Raw genomic sequence first — 17,917 nt, forward strand, 5'->3', positions numbered from 1 at the left:
AATAAACTTCGAAGAAAGGATGAAACTAAATGTCACTTGAGAGTGTAAAAGATCATTTCAAAAAGTGGAACCGTGAAAAAGATGTGATGGAGTTTGATTCTGTAAGTGCAACCGTTGATCAGGCTGCTGATACAATCGGCGTTGCCCCTGAACGGATTGCAAAAACTCTTTCCTTTCGGGGAAAAGAGGATGCTGCCATTTTAGTTGTAGCAGCAGGGGATGCGAAAATTGATAATAAAAAATTTCGAAATACCTTTGGGTTTAAGGCAAGAATGCTGTCTGCAGAAGAAGTAGTCGAACAAACCGGACATGTCATAGGTGGTGTATGCCCGTTTGGCTTGGCAAACAATCTTGACGTTTACTTGGACGAGTCCTTAAAACGCTTTACGACCGTATTTCCAGCATGCGGCAGTATCAATTCTGCTATTGAACTAACCTGTGACGAACTATTCCAATACTCCGAAGCAAAACAATGGGTCGACGTATCCAAAGGCTGGCAACCCGAACAAACCGAACAAAAAGAGGCCGTACATAACAAATAGGTGGGACAGAGGGACAGGTCCCTCGTCCCACCATTTTTTTACAGGATTAGTGAAATCCCCTTCATTGAGGTTATGAAGGGGAAATCGAGTAGGTGGATGGGGAGAAATCCAAATCTTCGGGGTTATGAAGGGGAAACCGAGTAGGTGAATCGGGAGAAATCCTCTTCATTGAGGTTATGAAGGGGAAACCGAGTCGGTAGATCCATAGAAATCCTCTTCATGGGGGTTATGAAGGGGAAACCGAGTCGGTAAATCGTGAGAAATCCTCTTCATCGAGGTTATGAAGGGGAAACCGAGTCGGTAAATCGTGAGAAATCCTCTTCATCGGGGATATGAAGAGGAAAACGCGACGGTAGATCCATAGAAATTTTCTTCATCAGGGATATGAAGGGGAAACCGAGTCGGTAAATCGTGAGAAATCCTCTTCATTGAGGTTATGAAGGGGAAATTGAGTCGGTGGATCAGGAGAAATCCTCTTCATGGGGGTTATGAAGGGGAAAACAAGTCGGTAAATCGTGAGAAATCCTCTTCATCGGGGATATGAAGGGGAAACCAAGTCGGTAAATCGTGAGAAATCCTCTTCATCGGGGATATGAAGAGGAAAACGCGACGGTAAATCGTGAGAAATCCTCTTCATCGGGGTGATGAAGGGGAAACCGAGTCGGTAAATCGTGAGAAATCCTCTTCATAGGGGTTATGAAGGGGAAACCAAGTCGGTAAATCGTGAGAAATCCTCTTCATCAGGGTTATGAAGGGGAAACCAAGTCGGTAAATCGTGAGAAATCCTCTTCATCGGGGATATGAAGAGGAAACCGCGACGGTAGCCCCAGAGAAATCCTCTTCATCGTGGATATGAAGGGGAAACCGCGACTGTAGGTCCAAAGAAATCCTCATCATTATAGAGGGAATGTCTATTTTTTTGATGATACTCCTGGTAAATATAATGAAGTAAACTATTGGGATACCAAACAAGATGCCAAATCCGCACATAAGGTAATCTCTCCAAAATTAGAAGCGGCGTTTAAACAAATGAAAAGCCTACTTATCTCTTCATTGAAGTATTTGATACCATTGATGATGAGGAGATTATCTCATCACATTCCGTAACTAAATGAAAAAAAGAGCTTGGTGAGGTGGTGACCCCACAAAGTTAGATTTTCAACTCTAACTTCTGGGGTGCACCACCCGACTCAAGCTCTTTTTATGTGACAACAAATAGTTGGAAAATAGGATTGTATCGCCATACCATATTTTTACGGGGACAACGGACCTGTCCTTGTGTCCCATTATTTTTTCTTGTTGTATCCTCGTTCCCCGTATGGTTGGAAGTGTTCTAACCATTTGTTTTCGAGTTCTTGTAATGCTTCTTTTTCATTGTAATAGGGATCGTCCTTCTTTTTGAGTTTTTCTAGTATCTCAATACTGAATGCACTTGCGCCGTAATGATTCCAATCTACTTGGAGCGCTTGGTTCGTAGGTGAGGCTGAACCTGATTCTAAACTGAACCTTAACCCGTTTAAAGTTTTAAAGTTTCTCGTGCTTCCGATGAAAAGCTTCCCATTTTGGTTGTTTTTTATTTGATAAACACCAGCTTCAATTGGCGTTTCTTTATATTGCTGTTTCAATACTTTCTTTCGATCCATAGTAGACACTCACTTTCTTCTTATTGTTTCAGCCAATATTGACTGCCATCTTTCTTTCGTTCTAAAAATCCATAACTAATTAAATATCTTCGAATCAATACATAATCATCATACAATCCTTTTAATATCTGGTTGATTTCTCTTTCTGTGTATGTGATGTTACTATCGAATTGTTTTGTTATTTCTCGCAAAACAATCAGTCTTTGTTTTTCTTTTGGCGGGAATTTTAGTAGTCGACCATTTATCCCTTCTGGTAAAAACTTTTCAATGATTTCTTGTTGCTCCTGCTCTGTAACAGCATATCGATCATCAACCATTGTCGCTGTTTTATGAGGGGGAACAAAGGCTGGTGCGTGTTGATCTTTTTCTTTTAGTAGCTCCATGATGGCTAAGAAGGTCCTAGCTTGGCGTTCTTTTTCTTTCAATGCAAAACGATGATGTCTAATTGTAGAAGTACTGCCAATCCCCATTTCGGCTTGAACTTCTTTATCGCTTTTTCCTTGGTAGAATAGACGAAGCAGCTGATTTTGATGATCCGTAAGACCCGTAAGTTTTTTATCAAGTTCGATTAAATAATCAAATACAGATTGATGGGTCGCTTCGATATGAAGACGCATATACCTCTCCGCCTCATAAAGAACTTTTTCATGAGGATATATGACCCCCTTTTCTATTTTCTCGCCACATAAAAGGCAGACATATGAATCTGACTCTTGGATATACCCCTTTTTAAGTTCATCTAGTGAGGCATTCCAAAAATTTTCCGACATATCCATTACTTAAACACATCCGTTCAACGTTTGATATAGAACAAACACTTTTGAAAAATGTTTATCTTTTAATCAAAATTTTATAGTGTCCCTAGCTAAAAGTCAAACACTTTATATGGTTGTTTGTATAAAAGTAAACATTTTGTGTGAAAGTTTAACTATATGCAAAAAAGACTAGGATCTATTTATCCTAGTCTTTTCATTTATTCAATTAGCCCTAGCTGTTTTAATCCGTTGTATACGCCGGAATTCTCGACATCCGTTGTTTTATATTTTGCATAGGAAAATAAATCGGGATTGGCATTTCCCATGGCAAATCCAGAACCGACTGCTGACAACATTTCTTTGTCATTCATGCCATCTCCAAAAGCAGCCGCTTGTTCAGTTGATATGTGAAGTGAAGCTAACACAGCTTTTACCGCAACCCCTTTGTTTACTTCATCACGAATGACATCGTGACATGTTCTCATACCATCCACATTAACCGAGGAGAGGTGAATCCCATCGATATGTTCGAACCATTTTTCTGAATGTTCCTCAGTCGTAATAATCGTCGAACCTAGAATTTCGTCTTTTTTAGTGTCATCGTATAGCGCATTTTTCCTTAGATGGAAGGTTTCGATGAACTCTTTTACAATGTTAGAATCCATGCTAGTGAAGATATTTTTATTTTGAGTATATAGAACAATATCGTAATTATTTTCCTTGGTCGTATGTAAAAGGTTGTCAACTAAGCTAGCTGGAAGTGGTTCATTAAACAGTGTTACACCACGATGAATGGCAAAAGCACCATTATATGCAATATAGGATGAAATTGAAAGTTCATCTCCAATATCCGTTATTTCATGAAGCGGTCTACCAGTCGCGAGAAATACTTCAATTCCATTTTGCTGAAGGTGGGTAACCGCCTCCTTGGTGGATTCTTCAATGGTATCGTCCGGTCGCAAAATCGTTCCGTCTATGTCAAGAAAGACAATTTTTATATCAGGCATTTATTTTCTCCTTTTTAACTTTATTCAGCGTTCATGCCGTTTCATACAGTTAGAGAATTAATTCATAGTGGAGGTTCAAACTTAATGAATAAAGGTAAAGCCTCCGGCGGATGCCACGATTTTTCAAGGATTCGAGTTTGCTTGAAAAATCGGGCGGCAAATACGCCAAAAGGAATTTGATAATAGTATACCACGTTAGTTTGAAACCATATGGGGTGTTTATTCGTATTCATAAGTATGAAGGAGGGGACGGCATGCGTGCAAAAATGGGAGGCATCATATTATTACTAGTATTCCTTTTACTTTTTCCGATGCAAGGTTTCGCGGTCGATTTTTGGATCAATGATGTAAAAATGGATGCGCAGTTGCAGGATGATGGTACTGTTCACGTAACAGAAACACATACATATGAATTTGATGGTGAGTTTAACGGGATAACAAGGACTGTCATCCCGAAGGAAGGAAGTACGATTAAGGACTTTTCCGCTACTGAAAATGGAGCGGAGTTACGAGTAAAAAAGGAAGATGAACTTTATAAAATTTATCGTAAGGGTGAGGACGAGACAATAACAGTCACACTTACCTATACGATTGAAAAGGGCTTAGAAATCTACGAGGATGTAGCCCAATTTTATTGGCCATTTTTTGATAGTCGGAATGAGGCAACTTATGAAAACCTCGTTATCACAGTTCGTCCGCCACAATCAACAAACGACGTGATTGCCTTCGGGTATGATGAGGCATTTCAAAAGGAAACTGTGAAATCGGACGGCTCTGTTGTCTATCAGTTCGGAGAGGTTCCGAGTGAAACAAATGGAGATATTCGAATTGCTTATGATGTAAATCTTTTTTCTGGAGCAGGCTATGTAACCTCTGATAAACCGATGAAAGCAGAAATTATGAATGCCAAAAATGAACTACTTGCAGAAGCGCAGGAATGGACAGAGACACAAGACACTCTATCTAAGGTAGCGATTGTGTTAGTACCGCTTTTGGCATTAGTCTTTTTGATCATAATGATTCGAAATCGGATGGAAGGTCGAGCAAAGTTAGCTATGGTAAAAAGGGAGATGACAAATCCGGGTGCACTCCCGAAACAGGATCTTAGCTTGCCTGCAACTATCCGTTTTACTAACTACAATTATTTACCGCAAGGGCAGTCGATGGCAGCTGCGTTATTGGATTTGGTGAGAAAGAAAATGGTTAGACAGGTGACGGATGAAAAATTTCAGCTTATGAATCAGTCCGGGGCACTGCCACATGAGAACATCTTAATGGAGTGGTTATTTGAAAAAATCGGCCAAAATGGGGAGTTTAGTTTTAAAGACCTAGAAGATTATTCAAAAAACAAGAAGAACTCTGATAGTTACTCAGGCTTCCAACTGAAATGGGGCGAGTCAATTCGAAACGAAATTAAGGAACGCAATCTCTATGAGGATAAATCAAAGTTCAAATTGGTTCTTGGGCTGTTAAGCATTTTACTGGTTCCATTTTTAATCTTGTTCCCAATGTATGAGTTATTTTCTTGGTTTGTTTTGGATTTGATTTTGTTTGGAGGAATCATCATCTATTTGATTGCTTATCGACCAAAAAATATAGATGGTTTGCGAATTTACCATGAATGGTTACTGTTCAAAGAGAGATACAAAACATTGTCATCGGATGAATGGAAAAAATGGTCAGAAGATGACCAGATGCGTGCCTATATTTACGGATTTGGTATGGGAGACAAGGAAATGAAAAAGCAGAACGAGGATCTGATATCCGCAATCACTAAGCCTTATTACAATAATAGCACTGGTTTTTATCCTTATTCAGTAGCCTCATTTGGCTATGTTGGACCAAATGCCTCAACCCACTTTGATTCTGCCAATGAACTCATTGGAAGTGGAAGCAGCAGTTCGAGCAGCACAGGCGGTGGTGGAACCGGTGGTGGCGGAGGCGGTTCTGGAGCGTTTTAGGGACACAGGGACAGGTTCCGCGTCCCACCATATTTTTACAGGGACACTGTACCTGTCCCTCTGACCCACAAAATAAAAGCGGTAGCCCACGGGCTACCGCATTAACTAATCTCAATATAATTTTCCCTGTCGATATAGGACAGTAGATAGTCTTGTGACGGCATGAATATAACAGTTTTGACGCAGGGTGAATGAGTCCCCAAAGAAGGTCGGTAAGATTGCATCCAATGTTGCCTTCATTTTATTCAATAGCTGACTGAACACTTCTTCCTCGGAATAAAATTGTGTTTCACGACCCTGTAGCCACTCTAGGTAAGAAACGATAACGCCACCTGCGTTTGCAAGAATGTCCGGTATAATCAGGACACCTTTTTTACTTAAGAAATTGTCTGCTTCCTGTGTTATAGGGGCATTCGCACCCTCTAAAATAATAGGTGCTTTAATTTTCTCCATATTATTCTTATGGATTTGATCCTCTAAAGCAGCGAGAATCAGAGTATCTACTTCTAAATAAAGGATAGCCTCTCGGTCAAGAATTTCAGCCTTGACACCAGCTGCAGCTAGCTCCTTATCAGAAATAGGGAGATCCCCTTTATTGCTCTTAGTGAATTTTACAAGAGAAGGGATGTTTAAACCGTCCTCATTAAATAAAGTAACATTCCGGTCACTAACAGCTACAACTTTATTTTGTAAATGAGAACATTGATAAGCCTCTAGAGCTGCGACAGAGCCAACATTACCGAAGCCTTGCACCGCGAGCCTCATGGCTTGGTTTTCAAATTTGACCACTGTATTTGAAAACACATTATCAGTTTTCGTAAGTAGACTCTTTTGATTTTGAAGAAAATCATGAAATAGATATCGGAACGTAAAATAGACGCCTTTCCCGGTAGCTTCTCGTCGTCCTAATGAACCACCATTAACCACGCTCTTTCCGGTAAAACTCCCGCGATAGGGTGTGCCAGGTCGAATGCTTTTATACTCTGCCATCATCCAATCCATCTCGCGTTCACCTGAACCAACATCTGGTGCTGGAATATCTTTATCAGGACCAAGACTATCTGAAAAGTAACGAACATATTTTTTGCAAATTAGATGTAGTTCTTTTTCGGAAAGTGTTCTAGGATTGATAACGAGTCCGCCTTTGCCTCCACCAAAAGGAACGTCATGAAGTGCATTCTTTAATGTCATCAGAGAAGCAAGGTTAATTACTTCATCTTCGTTGACTGTTTCGTGAAAACGGATTCCACCCTTATAAGGACCTAACGCATTATTATGCTGGACACGGTAGGCTGGGATACGAACCACCTGACCATTTTCTAACGGGATTCTTAAAAAAGACTTATGAACATGATTCGGGGTTGATAGTATTGAGGCTAGTGAGGTAAAAGCTTGCTCACGGGTTTCCCCAGATAACTCTGGAATAAACGTGTCATCCTTCATTAATGCATCTAATGATTCTTGGACAATCAACTTTGTTTTATTCAATTCCATTCCTCCTTGTTGAAAGCGTTATTACACCTATAATTGTAACATATAGACGGTGTAAATGTTGGTCTGGGACTCTGTACCCTTGTCCCAAGGAATAGGAGCGTTGCTCTACATAAAACTGGCGGATGGAAGGAAAATACTAGAGTGGAGGGATATTGATGAAATATATTATTATTGGTGGCGATGCAGCGGGAATGAGTGCTGCTATGCAAATTGTACGGAATAGCTCAGGGAATTCGATTACTGTGTTCGAGAAGGGTGGAATCTATTCATATGGTCAATGTGGGTTGCCTTATGTAATAGGTGGGAAGATTGAGTCCACAGACAAGGTGATTGCAAGAACACAACAAGAATTCATAGAAAAGTATGAGATTGATGCAAGGGTATTTCATGAGGCGAAGAGCATTGATGCGAAACATAAGGTTGTACGAGGAATTAACCTGTCCACGGGAGAAAACTTTGAACAAGCATATGACCGTTTGCTAATTGCGACGGGTGCCAGTCCAGTTGTCCCAAATTGGGAAGGAAGTTCACTTCAAGGCGTCTTCACGCTAAAAACAATACCAGATACTGAAGAAATTTTAGATTATGTATACAAGGGGTTCCGTGATGTCAAAGACGTAACAATCATCGGTGGTGGTTATATAGGTCTTGAAATGGCAGAAAGCTTTTCGGAAATAGGAAAAAACGTCACCATCATTGAAAGAAATGATCAGCTTGCTGGAATTTTTGATCGAGATCTTGCTGAACTCATTCACGAAGAGGCAAAGAAACATAATCTAACACTAAGATTTGGTGAATCAGTAGAAGGTTTTATTGGAAATAACTTTGTTGAATCCGTAAAAACGGATAAAGGCAGTGTCAAAACAGATTTGGTTTTAATTGCCGTAGGAGTGAAGCCAAATACGGCGTTTATTAATGGTACGGGAATTGTAACAGGAATAAAGGGAGCGATCCAAGTAAATTCGAATATGCAAACAAATCTGGATGATATCTTTGCAGCGGGTGACTGCGCAACACAGTATCACCGAATCAAGGAGCGGGATGATTATATTCCTCTTGGTACTCATGCCAACAAGCAGGGGCAGATCGCTGGCTTGAATATGGTCAATTTACATAAAACCTTTAAAGGCGTAGTTGGGACATCAATTATCAAGTTTTTTGATTTAACACTTGGTCGAACCGGGCTATCAGAAAAAGAAGCGGAGAGGTTGAATATGCCAACTGCTTCTGTCACAATCCGTGCGCGAGACATTGCGGGCTATTATCCGGATGCAAAGAAGATGTCCTTGAAATTAATCTACCATAAAGTAACCCGCAAGCTTCTTGGGGGACAAATTATTGGCGAGAATGGCGTAGACAAACGAATTGACGTCCTATCCACGGCCCTCTTTCACAGTATGTCTATTGATGAATTAATGGATTTAGATTTAGCATATGCACCACCATACAATGGTGTTTGGGATCCCATTCAGCAGGCGGCAAGAAAAGCAAAATGAGGATACAGGCTCTTGTCTCTTGTACCCTGCCAAAAATTGGTGGGACAAGGGACCTGTCCCTGTGACCCACCATGCTTGACGATTTTGGGGGGGTCTTATATTATATGGGAAGATACTTGGTTTAATCGAGAGAGGTTCATAGCTCTATAACCCTCTATAAAAAACTATGGATACATGACTATGATGCCATGTCCATATTGGACGTGGCTTTTTATATGTTTGTCCAATTTAGTTTGAAAAGAATAATAGAAGGTTAAGATGTTGGGAGGCAACATTTTACAGGGAGGTTTTTTCATGTCAGGAAGAAGTCATGAAGAAGGATTGAAAGATTTAACATTACTTGGAAATCAAAATACAAAATATAGTTTTGAGTACGCACCAGAGGTGTTAGAGTCTGTTGATAATTTACATCCAGACCGGGATTATTTCGTGAAGTTCAATTGTCCGGAGTTTACGAGTCTTTGCCCACTGACACATCAGCCGGATTTTGCAACGATGTACATTTCGTATGTTCCAGATAAGAAAATCGTAGAAAGCAAGTCTTTAAAGCTGTATTTATTTAGTTTCCGAAACCATGGTGATTTTCACGAAGATTGCGTGAACATCATTATGAATGATCTTATTAAATTATTGGATCCACGTTATATCGAGGTATGGGGCAAGTTTACTCCACGCGGGGGCATTTCGATTGATCCTTGGTGTAATTATGGGAAACCTGGTACGAAATATGAGGAAATGGCACAATTTCGTTTGATGAACCACGACCTCTATCCTGAAAAAGTAGATAACCGATAAGGATTTTTTTCTATATGCAAATGCACACGTGTCAATAACGTGTGCATTTTTTATGCTTTGAAAAGCTGGTAAATAATGCTTCTTATAAATGTAATCCCTTTTACTTGACATGGGCGAAATAAAATAGTTAAATCGTATATGTTTAGTAGGAATTAATTTTTTGATAAATCTCTCTTATAAGATAAATAAAAAAGCTTAAAAGAGTAGTAGCAGTACTAAACGTACAAGATTACATATCATCGGGGGGTAATGACATTGAAAAAACGAACAAAACTCATTTCAGTATTATTACTAAGTGCACTTCTTTTTCTTGCAGCATGTGGTAATAATGAAGCTTCAAAATCAGGCTCTGACTCAAAAGAGGCGACAATTAATAAGGATGCAGAATTAAATATCGCATATCCTACAAATCTACAAACCTTAGATCCACATTTAACAACAAATCAATCAACAAGAGACGTAGCAAGACAAATATTTGAACAGCTTTTGACACTTAATGAGAACTATGAAGTAGTTCCGATGTTGGCTGAATCATACAAAGTAAGTGATGACGGTCTTACATACACATTTAAACTAAGACAAGGTGTAAAGTTTCATAATGGAGAAGAAATGAAAGCAGATGATGTTGTAGCTTCTATGGAAAAATGGATGAAAACATCGACTCAAGGTAAAGCAAACTTAAGTGGTGCACAATTTGTTGAGGTTGATCCGTACACTGTAGAATTGCATATTGATAAGCCGTCTTTAATTGTTCCTTTTGTACTGGCTGATGCAGCTCCGTTCCCAGCAATTGTTCCAAAAGAATCAGTTGAAGCGGCTGGTGATACTGGATTAACAGAATATATCGGTACGGGTCCATTTAAGCTTGAAGAATGGAAAGTTGATCAACATATTCACTTAACACGATTTGATGAATACGTAGCAAGAGAAGACGAAAGCAGTGGTCTTGGAGGAAAGAAAGAAGCGCTTGTAAAAGATGTATACTTCCGCATTGTCACAGATGAATCTACACGGGTATCAGGTGTTACAACCGGCCAATATGATATTGCATTTGAAGTTCCGTTTGACAGTGCAGATCAAATTGAATCAACTGATGGTGTAACGAATGTATTTGACGAAGGTGGAATTGCTACCTATGTATTTAACAAAAAGTCAGGTCCATTTTCTGACTTGAAATTAAGAGAAGCGTTTAATACCGCTCTTAATGCAGAGGAAGCAATGATTGCTGCTTATAGTGATGATCGTTTCTACACATTAGATTCTGGTCTTGCATTACCAAACCAGGTTAACTGGCATAGTGATGCTGCGAAGGAAAAATATAATATAGGTGACATTGAAAAGGCTAAAAAGTTAGTAGAGGAATCAAGCTATAACGGTGAGGAAATTGTTATATTAGCAACGAAAGACTACACCGACCAGTACAATTTAGCTGTGGTTGCTCAACAAGTTCTTGAAAGCATTGGTATAAAAGCGAAGTTAGATGTATATGACTGGCCAACAGTTCAAGAAAGACGAGTAGATCCAAATAACTTTGATATGTTTGCCATGACATTTGCCGTTAGACCAACGATTCACCAAAATCCATTCCTGGATTCTAAAGCAGAGTATCCTGGTTGGACAAATAGTGAAAAAATTGACCAATTACTTGTAGATATTAAATCAGCTTCATCATTTGAAGATGCAAAACCATTAATTGATGAGCTTCAAACAGAGGTTTGGAATTACTTACCGGTGGCTAAGGTTGGTAATATCCAAGACTTAGTAGCTGTAAGTGATGATGTAAAGGGTTATAAAAATCTCATTGGCCCAATCTTATGGAATGTCAGTAAGAGTGAATAAGGTGAAGCTCCAGCGATGAAGGCGGTAAGCTAGATCGCCTTCATTCATAAATAAAGGATGATGATAAATTGCTAAAGTATATTGTACAACGATTATTTTCATTACTTCCCATATTGCTGGTAGTTGCCATAGTAGTCTTTTTCTTGGCCCATCTGACACCAGGTGATCCCGTTACTGTTCTTCTTGGAGATGAAGCTTCAGAAGAGACCAAAGCCGAGTTACGAAAGGAACTCGGTTTTGATTTACCTCTTTATACTCAGTTCATCCTGTGGTTCAAAGGGGCTATCTTAGGTGATTTAGGAGATTCCTATTTTCTGAAAATGCCAGTAACACAAGCGTTTTTTGAATATTTAGGACCGACTTTATCATTGGCCATCATCTCGCAAATAATTGCGATTATTGTGGCTCTTGTTCTTGGTGTCTTGGCAGCAAAAAAGAGAGGCACTTTCATGGATCAGGCAGTTATGGGAATATCTCTCTTTGGTATTTCAGTACCTAGCTTTCTAGTAGGTTTATTTTTAATCTTAATTTTTTCCGTTCAATTGCAATGGCTTCCTGTTGCAGGCTATCGTCCTTTAAGTGATGGGTTGGGGGAACATCTCCGTTATCTAATCCTACCTGCAATAGCCCTTGGCATGATGCAAGCTGCGTTAATTGCAAGAATGACGCGGTCTTCGATGCTAGATGTAATGAAAACCAATTATATAAAAACGGCTAAATCCAAGGGGTTACATCCAAACAAAATTACCTTCAAGCATGCTCTCCGTAGTGCATTTATTCCAATCTTAACCGTCATCGGGGAAAGCTTTGGAACGTTAATTACAGGTGCAGCTGTTGTTGAAACTGTATTTAATATTCCTGGAATTGGACAATTAATTGTTAACTCAATCGAGAGAAGAGATTTTCCTGTTATTCAAGGAACAGTTTTAATGATCACTGTAACATACGTTTTATTAAATTTAGTGATTGATTTGCTTTACGGCGTGGTTGACCCGCGAGTTCGCTTAAATCAGAGAAAATGAGGAGATTACATGAAGAGTGAAATACAAGTAAGCAAGCCATCGACTCTTTTCGTAAAAAAACAACGTAATTGGACACGGGTCTTATCTAACAATATGCTCCTTACTGGTTTAATCATCATTTCGATATTAACCATCATTGCTCTTTTAGCACCGGTTTTAGCACCATTTAGCCCTTATGAAATTAATCCACAGAACCGACTCCAGCCACCAAGTGGAGAGCACTGGTTTGGAACAGATAACTTTGGTAGAGATTTATTTACAAGGGTCCTTTATGGAATACGGGTATCTATAATAGTTGGTCTTTCAGTTGCAATTATTACGGGGATTATTGGTTTAGTGATTGGCCTATTATCTGCTTATTTTAATGTGCTTGATCATATTCTAATGAGAATAGTCGATGGTCTGTATGCTTTCCCTTCTATTCTTTTAGCAATGGCAATAGTGGCTGTAAGAGGACCAAATACAGTAAACGTGATGATTGCTCTCGTGATTGTCTATATTCCTTCCATCGCAAGGGTAGTTCGATCCGCGGCATTAGTGGTAAAGGAGCAAACATATATTGAAGCACTAAAGGCACAAGGGGCAAGTACATGGAGGATACTAGTTATTCACACCATTCCCAACGTACTTTCGCCGGTTATTATTCAAACAACCTTTATATTTGCTGTTTCCATTTTAACAGAAGCTTCATTAAGCTTCTTGGGTGCAGGGATTCCAGCGCCGGAACCAAGCTTAGGAAATATATTGTTTGATGGGAAAAGCGTAATCTATAAGGCGTGGTGGATGACCGTATTTCCGGGTAGTTTCATCGTCCTCCTTGTTCTTGGATTAAACCTTGCAGGTGATGGTCTTAGAGATATAATGGATCCAAAAATTGTCCATGCAAAGCGAAGAAAGAGTCTTTAAAGTGAGTGTTTAAAAAGGAGGATGAAAAGGACCACGTCGACAAAAACGCCACGGCCTCATGTCTTGTCGACACTAGCACATCCTGTGCGTCGAAAGTTCGAGGCGGCGCAGCTTTGAGTACCGGAACGTATGCATTTAATACGTGAGGAACGCAAAAGCAAGCCAACGAGCTTCCACAGGATGTGGTGACTTCGACGTTCGACACAGGACGTGTCGGCACTTAGTCGAAGCTCCGATATAGCAGTGTCATCTTCACCGGACTTTTTAAACTTCTTCTTGTAAAAAAATAGAATTGTAGAATTTGTACCATTAGGAGGGGAGAGCATGAACAGCGACTATTTACTACAGATTGATAAATTAAGAGTTTCTTTCTGGACAGAGAAAGGGCGTTTAACGGCTGTTGAAGATGCTTCCTTTTATATAAAGCAGGGTGAAACACTAGGGGTTGTTGGTGAGTCAGGTTGCGGTAAGAGTGTTACTGCGGAGTCTATCCTGAAATTACACGATGACCAATTGACTGATTATGAAGGAACAATTTCCTATCATAATCAGAACCTTTTAACAGAATCTGAAAAATCCCTTAGAAAAATAAGAGGGAATGAAATTTCAATGATTTTTCAAGACCCAATGAGTTCACTAAACCCCGTCTATACAATTGGCGATCAAATTGTTGAATCGTTGAGATTACACAAAAAAATGTCAAAGAAGGACGCCTATCAAAAAGCGATTGAGGTCCTGCGATTAACAGGGATTCCTTCTCCTGAACAAAGAGTTCATGATTACCCTCATCAACTTTCAGGCGGAATGCGGCAAAGGGTTATGATAGCCCTTGCGATTTGTTGTGAGCCAACCCTGTTAATTGCGGATGAGCCAACGACTGCATTAGATGTAACGATTCAAGCGCAAATCTTGGATGTGATGAAAGATCTTCAAAAGAAAACAAGTATGGGGATTATGATGATTACCCATGATTTAGCGGTTGTTGCAGAGACATGTGATCGAGTTGTCGTTATGTATCTCGGTCAGGTTATCGAGGAAACAGATGTGAAGGATTTGTTCAATCAACCACTTCACCCATATACAATCGGCCTATTAAAATCAATGCCAAACATGGATAGTGATCGAACAAAAGAACTCCATGAAATCAATGGTTCTGTACCATCTCTTCATCAAATTCCACAAGGGTGTCGATTTGCGGGTAGATGTGAATTTGCAACAGAAAAATGTAGAAATGAAGCTCCAATACTTGAGGAAGTAACAGACTCACATAAGGTAAGATGCTGGCATTATCAAGAAATTTCCTTGAAGAGGGGGGCTTCAAATGGCGATTCCTAAAGAAAAAGAACCAATCATAAAAGTAAAAAATTTAAAGAAGTCCTTCACAGCGGCGTCTTCATCCTTTTTTAAGAAAAATGTAGTCAGGGCCGTAAATGATGTTTCCTTCGAGATCTATGAAGGTGAGACATTTGGAATTGTTGGAGAATCTGGTTGTGGTAAAAGTACGACGGGCCGAACAATCCTGAGACTGACTGAACCGTCAGGGGGAGAGGTTTTTTATCATAATCAAAATATCTTTGACATGAAAGAGAAGCAATTTCGGACAATTCGTCAGGATTTGCAGATGATATTTCAAGATCCCTATGCATCGCTAGATCCTAAAAAAAGAATAGGATATAGCCTTGAAGAATCGATGATTATTCAAAAAATCGGTACGAAAGCAGAGCGAAAGGAAAGAGTGCTAGACCTTCTTGAACAGGTTGGTTTCAGTAAAGAGCACTATGATAAGTTTCCACATGAATTCTCTGGTGGCCAAAGACAACGAATTGGAATTGCGCGTGCACTCGTGTTAAACCCTAAGTTTATCGTTTGTGATGAACCTGTTTCAGCACTTGATGTTTCGATTCAGTCACAAATTCTTAACTTGCTAAGAAAACTTCAAAACGACCTAAAGCTATCTTATTTATTTATCGGTCATGACTTGAGTGTGGTACGGTATATTGCGGACCGAATCGGAGTGATGTATCTCGGTGAAATGGTTGAAAAGGCACCAACTGATGAACTATTTAAAAATCCATTACACCCGTATACTCAATCTTTATTGTCAGCAGTTCCGATTCCTGACCCAGAAAGTAGAAGGGAACGGATTATTTTAAAAGGGGACGTTCCATCACCACTTTCCGTTCCGAGTGGGTGTGTGTTTCATACACGTTGTCCATATGCGACAGAACGATGCAGATTAGAAAAGCCAGTTAAAGTTCAAGTGGATGGTAATCATGAAGTACAATGCCATCTATATGATGAATAATTGATCTAAGGAAGTGTCTAAAAGTGAAGGATAACATTATTGGTAAAGAGGATAAGATGCTTGAGTTAATTGAAACTCTTGTCAATATTGACAGTGGTACATACGTCAAGCACGGTGTTGACAAGGTTGGAAAGGTTCTTCTTGAAGAATATAAATCTATCGGGTTTCAAGCGGAAATCGATGAACAAGAAATTGTCGGAAATAATCTTTTAATACGCCATCCAGAAGCTGTCAATCCTCAAATTGTGATTATTGCACATATGGATACTGTGTTTAAAGAAGGGACAGTTGCGGAAAGACCTTTCAGAAAGGAAGGAGAGTACGCCTATGGACCTGGTGTAATTGATATGAAGTCAAGCCAAGTTACGACCCTATTTGCTCTTAAGGCATTAATAGAAAGCGGAAGCAATGCCCATAAGAATGTAGAAATCATCCTAAATACGGATGAGGAAATTGGTTCTATCTACTCTAGAGAACTGATTGAAAGAATAGCTAAAGATAAAAAATATGCACTTATCCTTGAACCTGCGCAAAATGGAAATTTGGTAAGCGAGCGTAAAGGCGGGGGTAAGTACTTACTAAAAATTACAGGGAAGTCTTCACATGCAGGGGTTGCTCCTGAAAATGGAATTAGTGCAATTGAGGAACTAGGGAATAAAATCATAAAGTTGCACAAATTAACAAACCGAGATGAAGGAATCAATGTAAATGTCGGAATTGTAAAAGGTGGAACGTCCGTCAATACGATAGCACCTTATGCTGAAGCTTTTATAGATGTAAGAATCAATACTGCTGAACAAGGAGATGCCATTGACAAGGCGATCAAAGAAATTTGTAGCAAATCGGATGTGCCAGGTACAACACTTGAATTGACAGGAAAGATTACGAGACCGGCATGGGTGTTAACTGAGAAGTCGGAGAAGCTTATTGATATTATAGTAGATGAAGGGAAAAAGCTAGGTCTTGAACTTTCTCATGAAAAAAGTGGTGGAGGTTCAGACGGAAATTTAACTGGATATATGGGTATTCCATCGATAGATGGGCTTGGCCCCGAAGGTGGAAATGCCCATGAGGAATCAGAGTTTCTTTATATTCCTTCCCTTGCAGTAAGAACAAACCTGTTAGCAAATGTGATTCAGAGACTAAGTGATCAATAGGATCAATAGTTAATACGAAGGGAGACGTTCTATATGTCTAAAAAAATATATATTATCCATGAAAATGATGATTGGACTTCACATTTAACAAAACGATTGGATGAGTTAAATTTACCATATGAGGCATGGCATCTTGATAAAGGGGTCATTGATTTAACTGCAGAACCACCAGAAGGTGTTTTTTATAACCGTATGAGTGCTTCTTCACACACAAGGGATCACCGATTTGCTCCTGAATTAACAGGCGGGATTTTAGATTGGCTGGAATTCCATAACCGTACTGTTTTTAATGGTAGTAATGCCCTTCGCCTTGAATTAAGTAAAATCAAGCAATACACAGCACTTGAAAAAAATGGGGTACGCACTCCGAAAACAATTGGGGCCGTGGGCCGTGAGCAAATTATTGAAGCTGCGGAAAAACTAGGAACAGTACCTTTTATTACAAAACATAATCGAGCAGGTAAAGGGCTTGGTGTACAATTATTCCAAACCGTAGAGTCATTAAAGGCATACGTAAATAGCCCTGCATTTGAAGAGCCAGTTGACGGGATTACGCTCATTCAAGAGTATATCCAATCACCAGAATCCTATATTACAAGATCTGAATTTGTTGGCGGCAAGTATGTATATTCTGTACGGGTTGATACGTCAGAAGGATTTGAGCTTTGCCCTGCAGATGCATGTCAAATTGGCGATCTGTTTTGCCCAGTTGGGGAAGAGGTAGAAGTACGTCCTAAGTTCGAAATTATCGATGATGTAGACCCAGAACAGATTGCACGTTACGAAGCATTTCTGAAAGATGTTAACATTGATGTAGCAGGTATTGAGTTTGTGAAAAATGCAGATGGTGAAGTCTTCACCTATGACGTGAATACAAATACCAACTACAACTCCGATGCAGAAGCGAAAGCGGAAAAATACGGAATGCTTGAGCTTGCGAAATTTCTAGGCGAGGCACTAAATAGAATATAAGTTGAACAAACGAAGGGTAGCAT

At 39.6% G+C, this 17,917-nt stretch carries 15 protein-coding genes and 1 riboswitch; of the genes, 11 read left to right on the plus strand and 4 right to left on the minus strand.

Features of this window, described 5'->3' with window-relative positions; genetic code table 11:
- Positions 1–29: 29 nt before the first annotated feature.
- Complete coding sequence (locus NST91_RS02360) at positions 30–542, plus strand: YbaK/EbsC family protein (protein ID WP_341329846.1); 513 nt, start codon at positions 30–32, stop codon at positions 540–542.
- A gap of 1,286 nt (positions 543–1,828) precedes the next feature.
- Here the strand turns inward: NST91_RS02360 and NST91_RS02365 are convergent.
- The 3 genes from NST91_RS02365 to NST91_RS02375 all read right to left on the minus strand — a co-directional run bounded on the left by NST91_RS02365 (position 1,829) and on the right by NST91_RS02375 (position 3,947).
- A complete protein-coding gene (locus tag NST91_RS02365; RefSeq protein ID WP_341329847.1) occupies positions 1,829–2,185 on the minus strand; it encodes a GIY-YIG nuclease family protein in 357 nt (118 codons plus the stop codon).
- 20 nt (positions 2,186–2,205) lie between these two features.
- A complete protein-coding gene (locus tag NST91_RS02370) occupies positions 2,206–2,961 on the minus strand; it encodes a DUF2087 domain-containing protein (protein ID WP_341329848.1) in 756 nt (251 codons plus the stop codon).
- Between the two features lie 197 nt (positions 2,962–3,158).
- Positions 3,159–3,947, minus strand: a complete 789-nt coding sequence (locus NST91_RS02375; RefSeq protein WP_341329849.1) for a Cof-type HAD-IIB family hydrolase — start codon at positions 3,945–3,947, stop codon at positions 3,159–3,161.
- A 254-nt stretch (positions 3,948–4,201) separates the two neighbouring features.
- On the opposite strand from NST91_RS02375, the gene NST91_RS02380 reads away from it, so the two are divergent.
- Positions 4,202–5,908: a DUF2207 domain-containing protein gene (locus tag NST91_RS02380; RefSeq protein ID WP_341329850.1), complete on the plus strand. Its 1,707-nt coding sequence runs from the start codon at positions 4,202–4,204 to the stop codon at positions 5,906–5,908.
- A 111-nt stretch (positions 5,909–6,019) separates the two neighbouring features.
- Here NST91_RS02380 and NST91_RS02385 read toward each other — a convergent pair whose 3' ends face one another.
- Positions 6,020–7,402, minus strand: coding sequence for a Glu/Leu/Phe/Val family dehydrogenase (locus NST91_RS02385; protein ID WP_341329851.1), 1,383 nt, complete (start codon positions 7,400–7,402; stop codon positions 6,020–6,022).
- 155 nt (positions 7,403–7,557) lie between these two features.
- On the opposite strand from NST91_RS02385, the gene NST91_RS02390 reads away from it, so the two are divergent.
- The 9 genes from NST91_RS02390 (at position 7,558) to NST91_RS02430 (ending at position 17,894) form a co-directional block, all read left to right on the plus strand.
- Positions 7,558–8,898 (plus strand): FAD-dependent oxidoreductase, encoded by a 1,341-nt coding sequence (locus tag NST91_RS02390; RefSeq protein ID WP_341329852.1) that lies wholly within the window; start codon positions 7,558–7,560, stop codon positions 8,896–8,898.
- A gap of 125 nt (positions 8,899–9,023) precedes the next feature.
- Positions 9,024–9,072: riboswitch (PreQ1 riboswitch) on the plus strand.
- 120 nt (positions 9,073–9,192) lie between these two features.
- Positions 9,193–9,693, plus strand: coding sequence for a preQ(1) synthase (queF, locus tag NST91_RS02395; RefSeq protein WP_121446832.1), 501 nt, complete (start codon positions 9,193–9,195; stop codon positions 9,691–9,693).
- 255 nt (positions 9,694–9,948) lie between these two features.
- On the plus strand, positions 9,949–11,532 hold the full coding sequence (locus NST91_RS02400; RefSeq protein ID WP_440273650.1) for an ABC transporter substrate-binding protein: 1,584 nt from the start codon (positions 9,949–9,951) through the stop codon (positions 11,530–11,532).
- Positions 11,533–11,600: 68 nt separating this feature from the next.
- On the plus strand, positions 11,601–12,554 hold the full coding sequence (locus NST91_RS02405) for an ABC transporter permease (protein ID WP_341329854.1): 954 nt from the start codon (positions 11,601–11,603) through the stop codon (positions 12,552–12,554).
- A 9-nt stretch (positions 12,555–12,563) separates the two neighbouring features.
- On the plus strand, positions 12,564–13,460 hold the full coding sequence (locus NST91_RS02410; RefSeq protein ID WP_121446829.1) for an ABC transporter permease subunit: 897 nt from the start codon (positions 12,564–12,566) through the stop codon (positions 13,458–13,460).
- 324 nt (positions 13,461–13,784) lie between these two features.
- A complete protein-coding gene (locus NST91_RS02415; protein ID WP_341329855.1) occupies positions 13,785–14,795 on the plus strand; it encodes an ABC transporter ATP-binding protein in 1,011 nt (336 codons plus the stop codon).
- Positions 14,782–15,765, plus strand: coding sequence for an ABC transporter ATP-binding protein (locus tag NST91_RS02420; protein ID WP_341329856.1), 984 nt, complete (start codon positions 14,782–14,784; stop codon positions 15,763–15,765). The genes NST91_RS02415 and NST91_RS02420 overlap by 14 nt, the downstream gene beginning before the upstream one ends.
- Before the next feature lie 23 nt (positions 15,766–15,788).
- Positions 15,789–16,922 carry a M20 family metallopeptidase gene (locus tag NST91_RS02425; protein WP_341329857.1) on the plus strand — a complete coding sequence of 378 codons (1,134 nt, stop codon included), beginning with the start codon at positions 15,789–15,791 and terminating at the stop codon, positions 16,920–16,922.
- 33 nt (positions 16,923–16,955) lie between these two features.
- Complete coding sequence (locus NST91_RS02430; protein ID WP_341329858.1) at positions 16,956–17,894, plus strand: ATP-grasp domain-containing protein; 939 nt, start codon at positions 16,956–16,958, stop codon at positions 17,892–17,894.
- The last annotated feature ends 23 nt before the right edge of the window (positions 17,895–17,917 follow it).

Source organism: Ferdinandcohnia sp. FSL W7-1320, assembly GCF_038050315.1.
Taxonomy (GTDB): domain Bacteria; phylum Bacillota; class Bacilli; order Bacillales; family Bacillaceae_L; genus Ferdinandcohnia; species Ferdinandcohnia aciditolerans.

Coding starts and splice junctions, on each gene's coding strand:
- NST91_RS02360 (WP_341329846.1), top strand. CDS start 30: ATGTCACTTGAGAGTGTAAAAGATCATTTCAAAAAGTGGAACCGTGAA.
- NST91_RS02365 (WP_341329847.1), bottom strand. CDS start 2,185: ATGGATCGAAAGAAAGTATTGAAACAGCAATATAAAGAAACGCCAATT.
- NST91_RS02370 (WP_341329848.1), bottom strand. CDS start 2,961: ATGGATATGTCGGAAAATTTTTGGAATGCCTCACTAGATGAACTTAAA.
- NST91_RS02375 (WP_341329849.1), bottom strand. CDS start 3,947: ATGCCTGATATAAAAATTGTCTTTCTTGACATAGACGGAACGATTTTG.
- NST91_RS02380 (WP_341329850.1), top strand. CDS start 4,202: ATGCGTGCAAAAATGGGAGGCATCATATTATTACTAGTATTCCTTTTA.
- NST91_RS02385 (WP_341329851.1), bottom strand. CDS start 7,402: ATGGAATTGAATAAAACAAAGTTGATTGTCCAAGAATCATTAGATGCA.
- NST91_RS02390 (WP_341329852.1), top strand. CDS start 7,558: ATGAAATATATTATTATTGGTGGCGATGCAGCGGGAATGAGTGCTGCT.
- queF (WP_121446832.1), top strand. CDS start 9,193: ATGTCAGGAAGAAGTCATGAAGAAGGATTGAAAGATTTAACATTACTT.
- NST91_RS02410 (WP_121446829.1), top strand. CDS start 12,564: ATGAAGAGTGAAATACAAGTAAGCAAGCCATCGACTCTTTTCGTAAAA.
- NST91_RS02415 (WP_341329855.1), top strand. CDS start 13,785: ATGAACAGCGACTATTTACTACAGATTGATAAATTAAGAGTTTCTTTC.
- NST91_RS02420 (WP_341329856.1), top strand. CDS start 14,782: ATGGCGATTCCTAAAGAAAAAGAACCAATCATAAAAGTAAAAAATTTA.
- NST91_RS02430 (WP_341329858.1), top strand. CDS start 16,956: ATGTCTAAAAAAATATATATTATCCATGAAAATGATGATTGGACTTCA.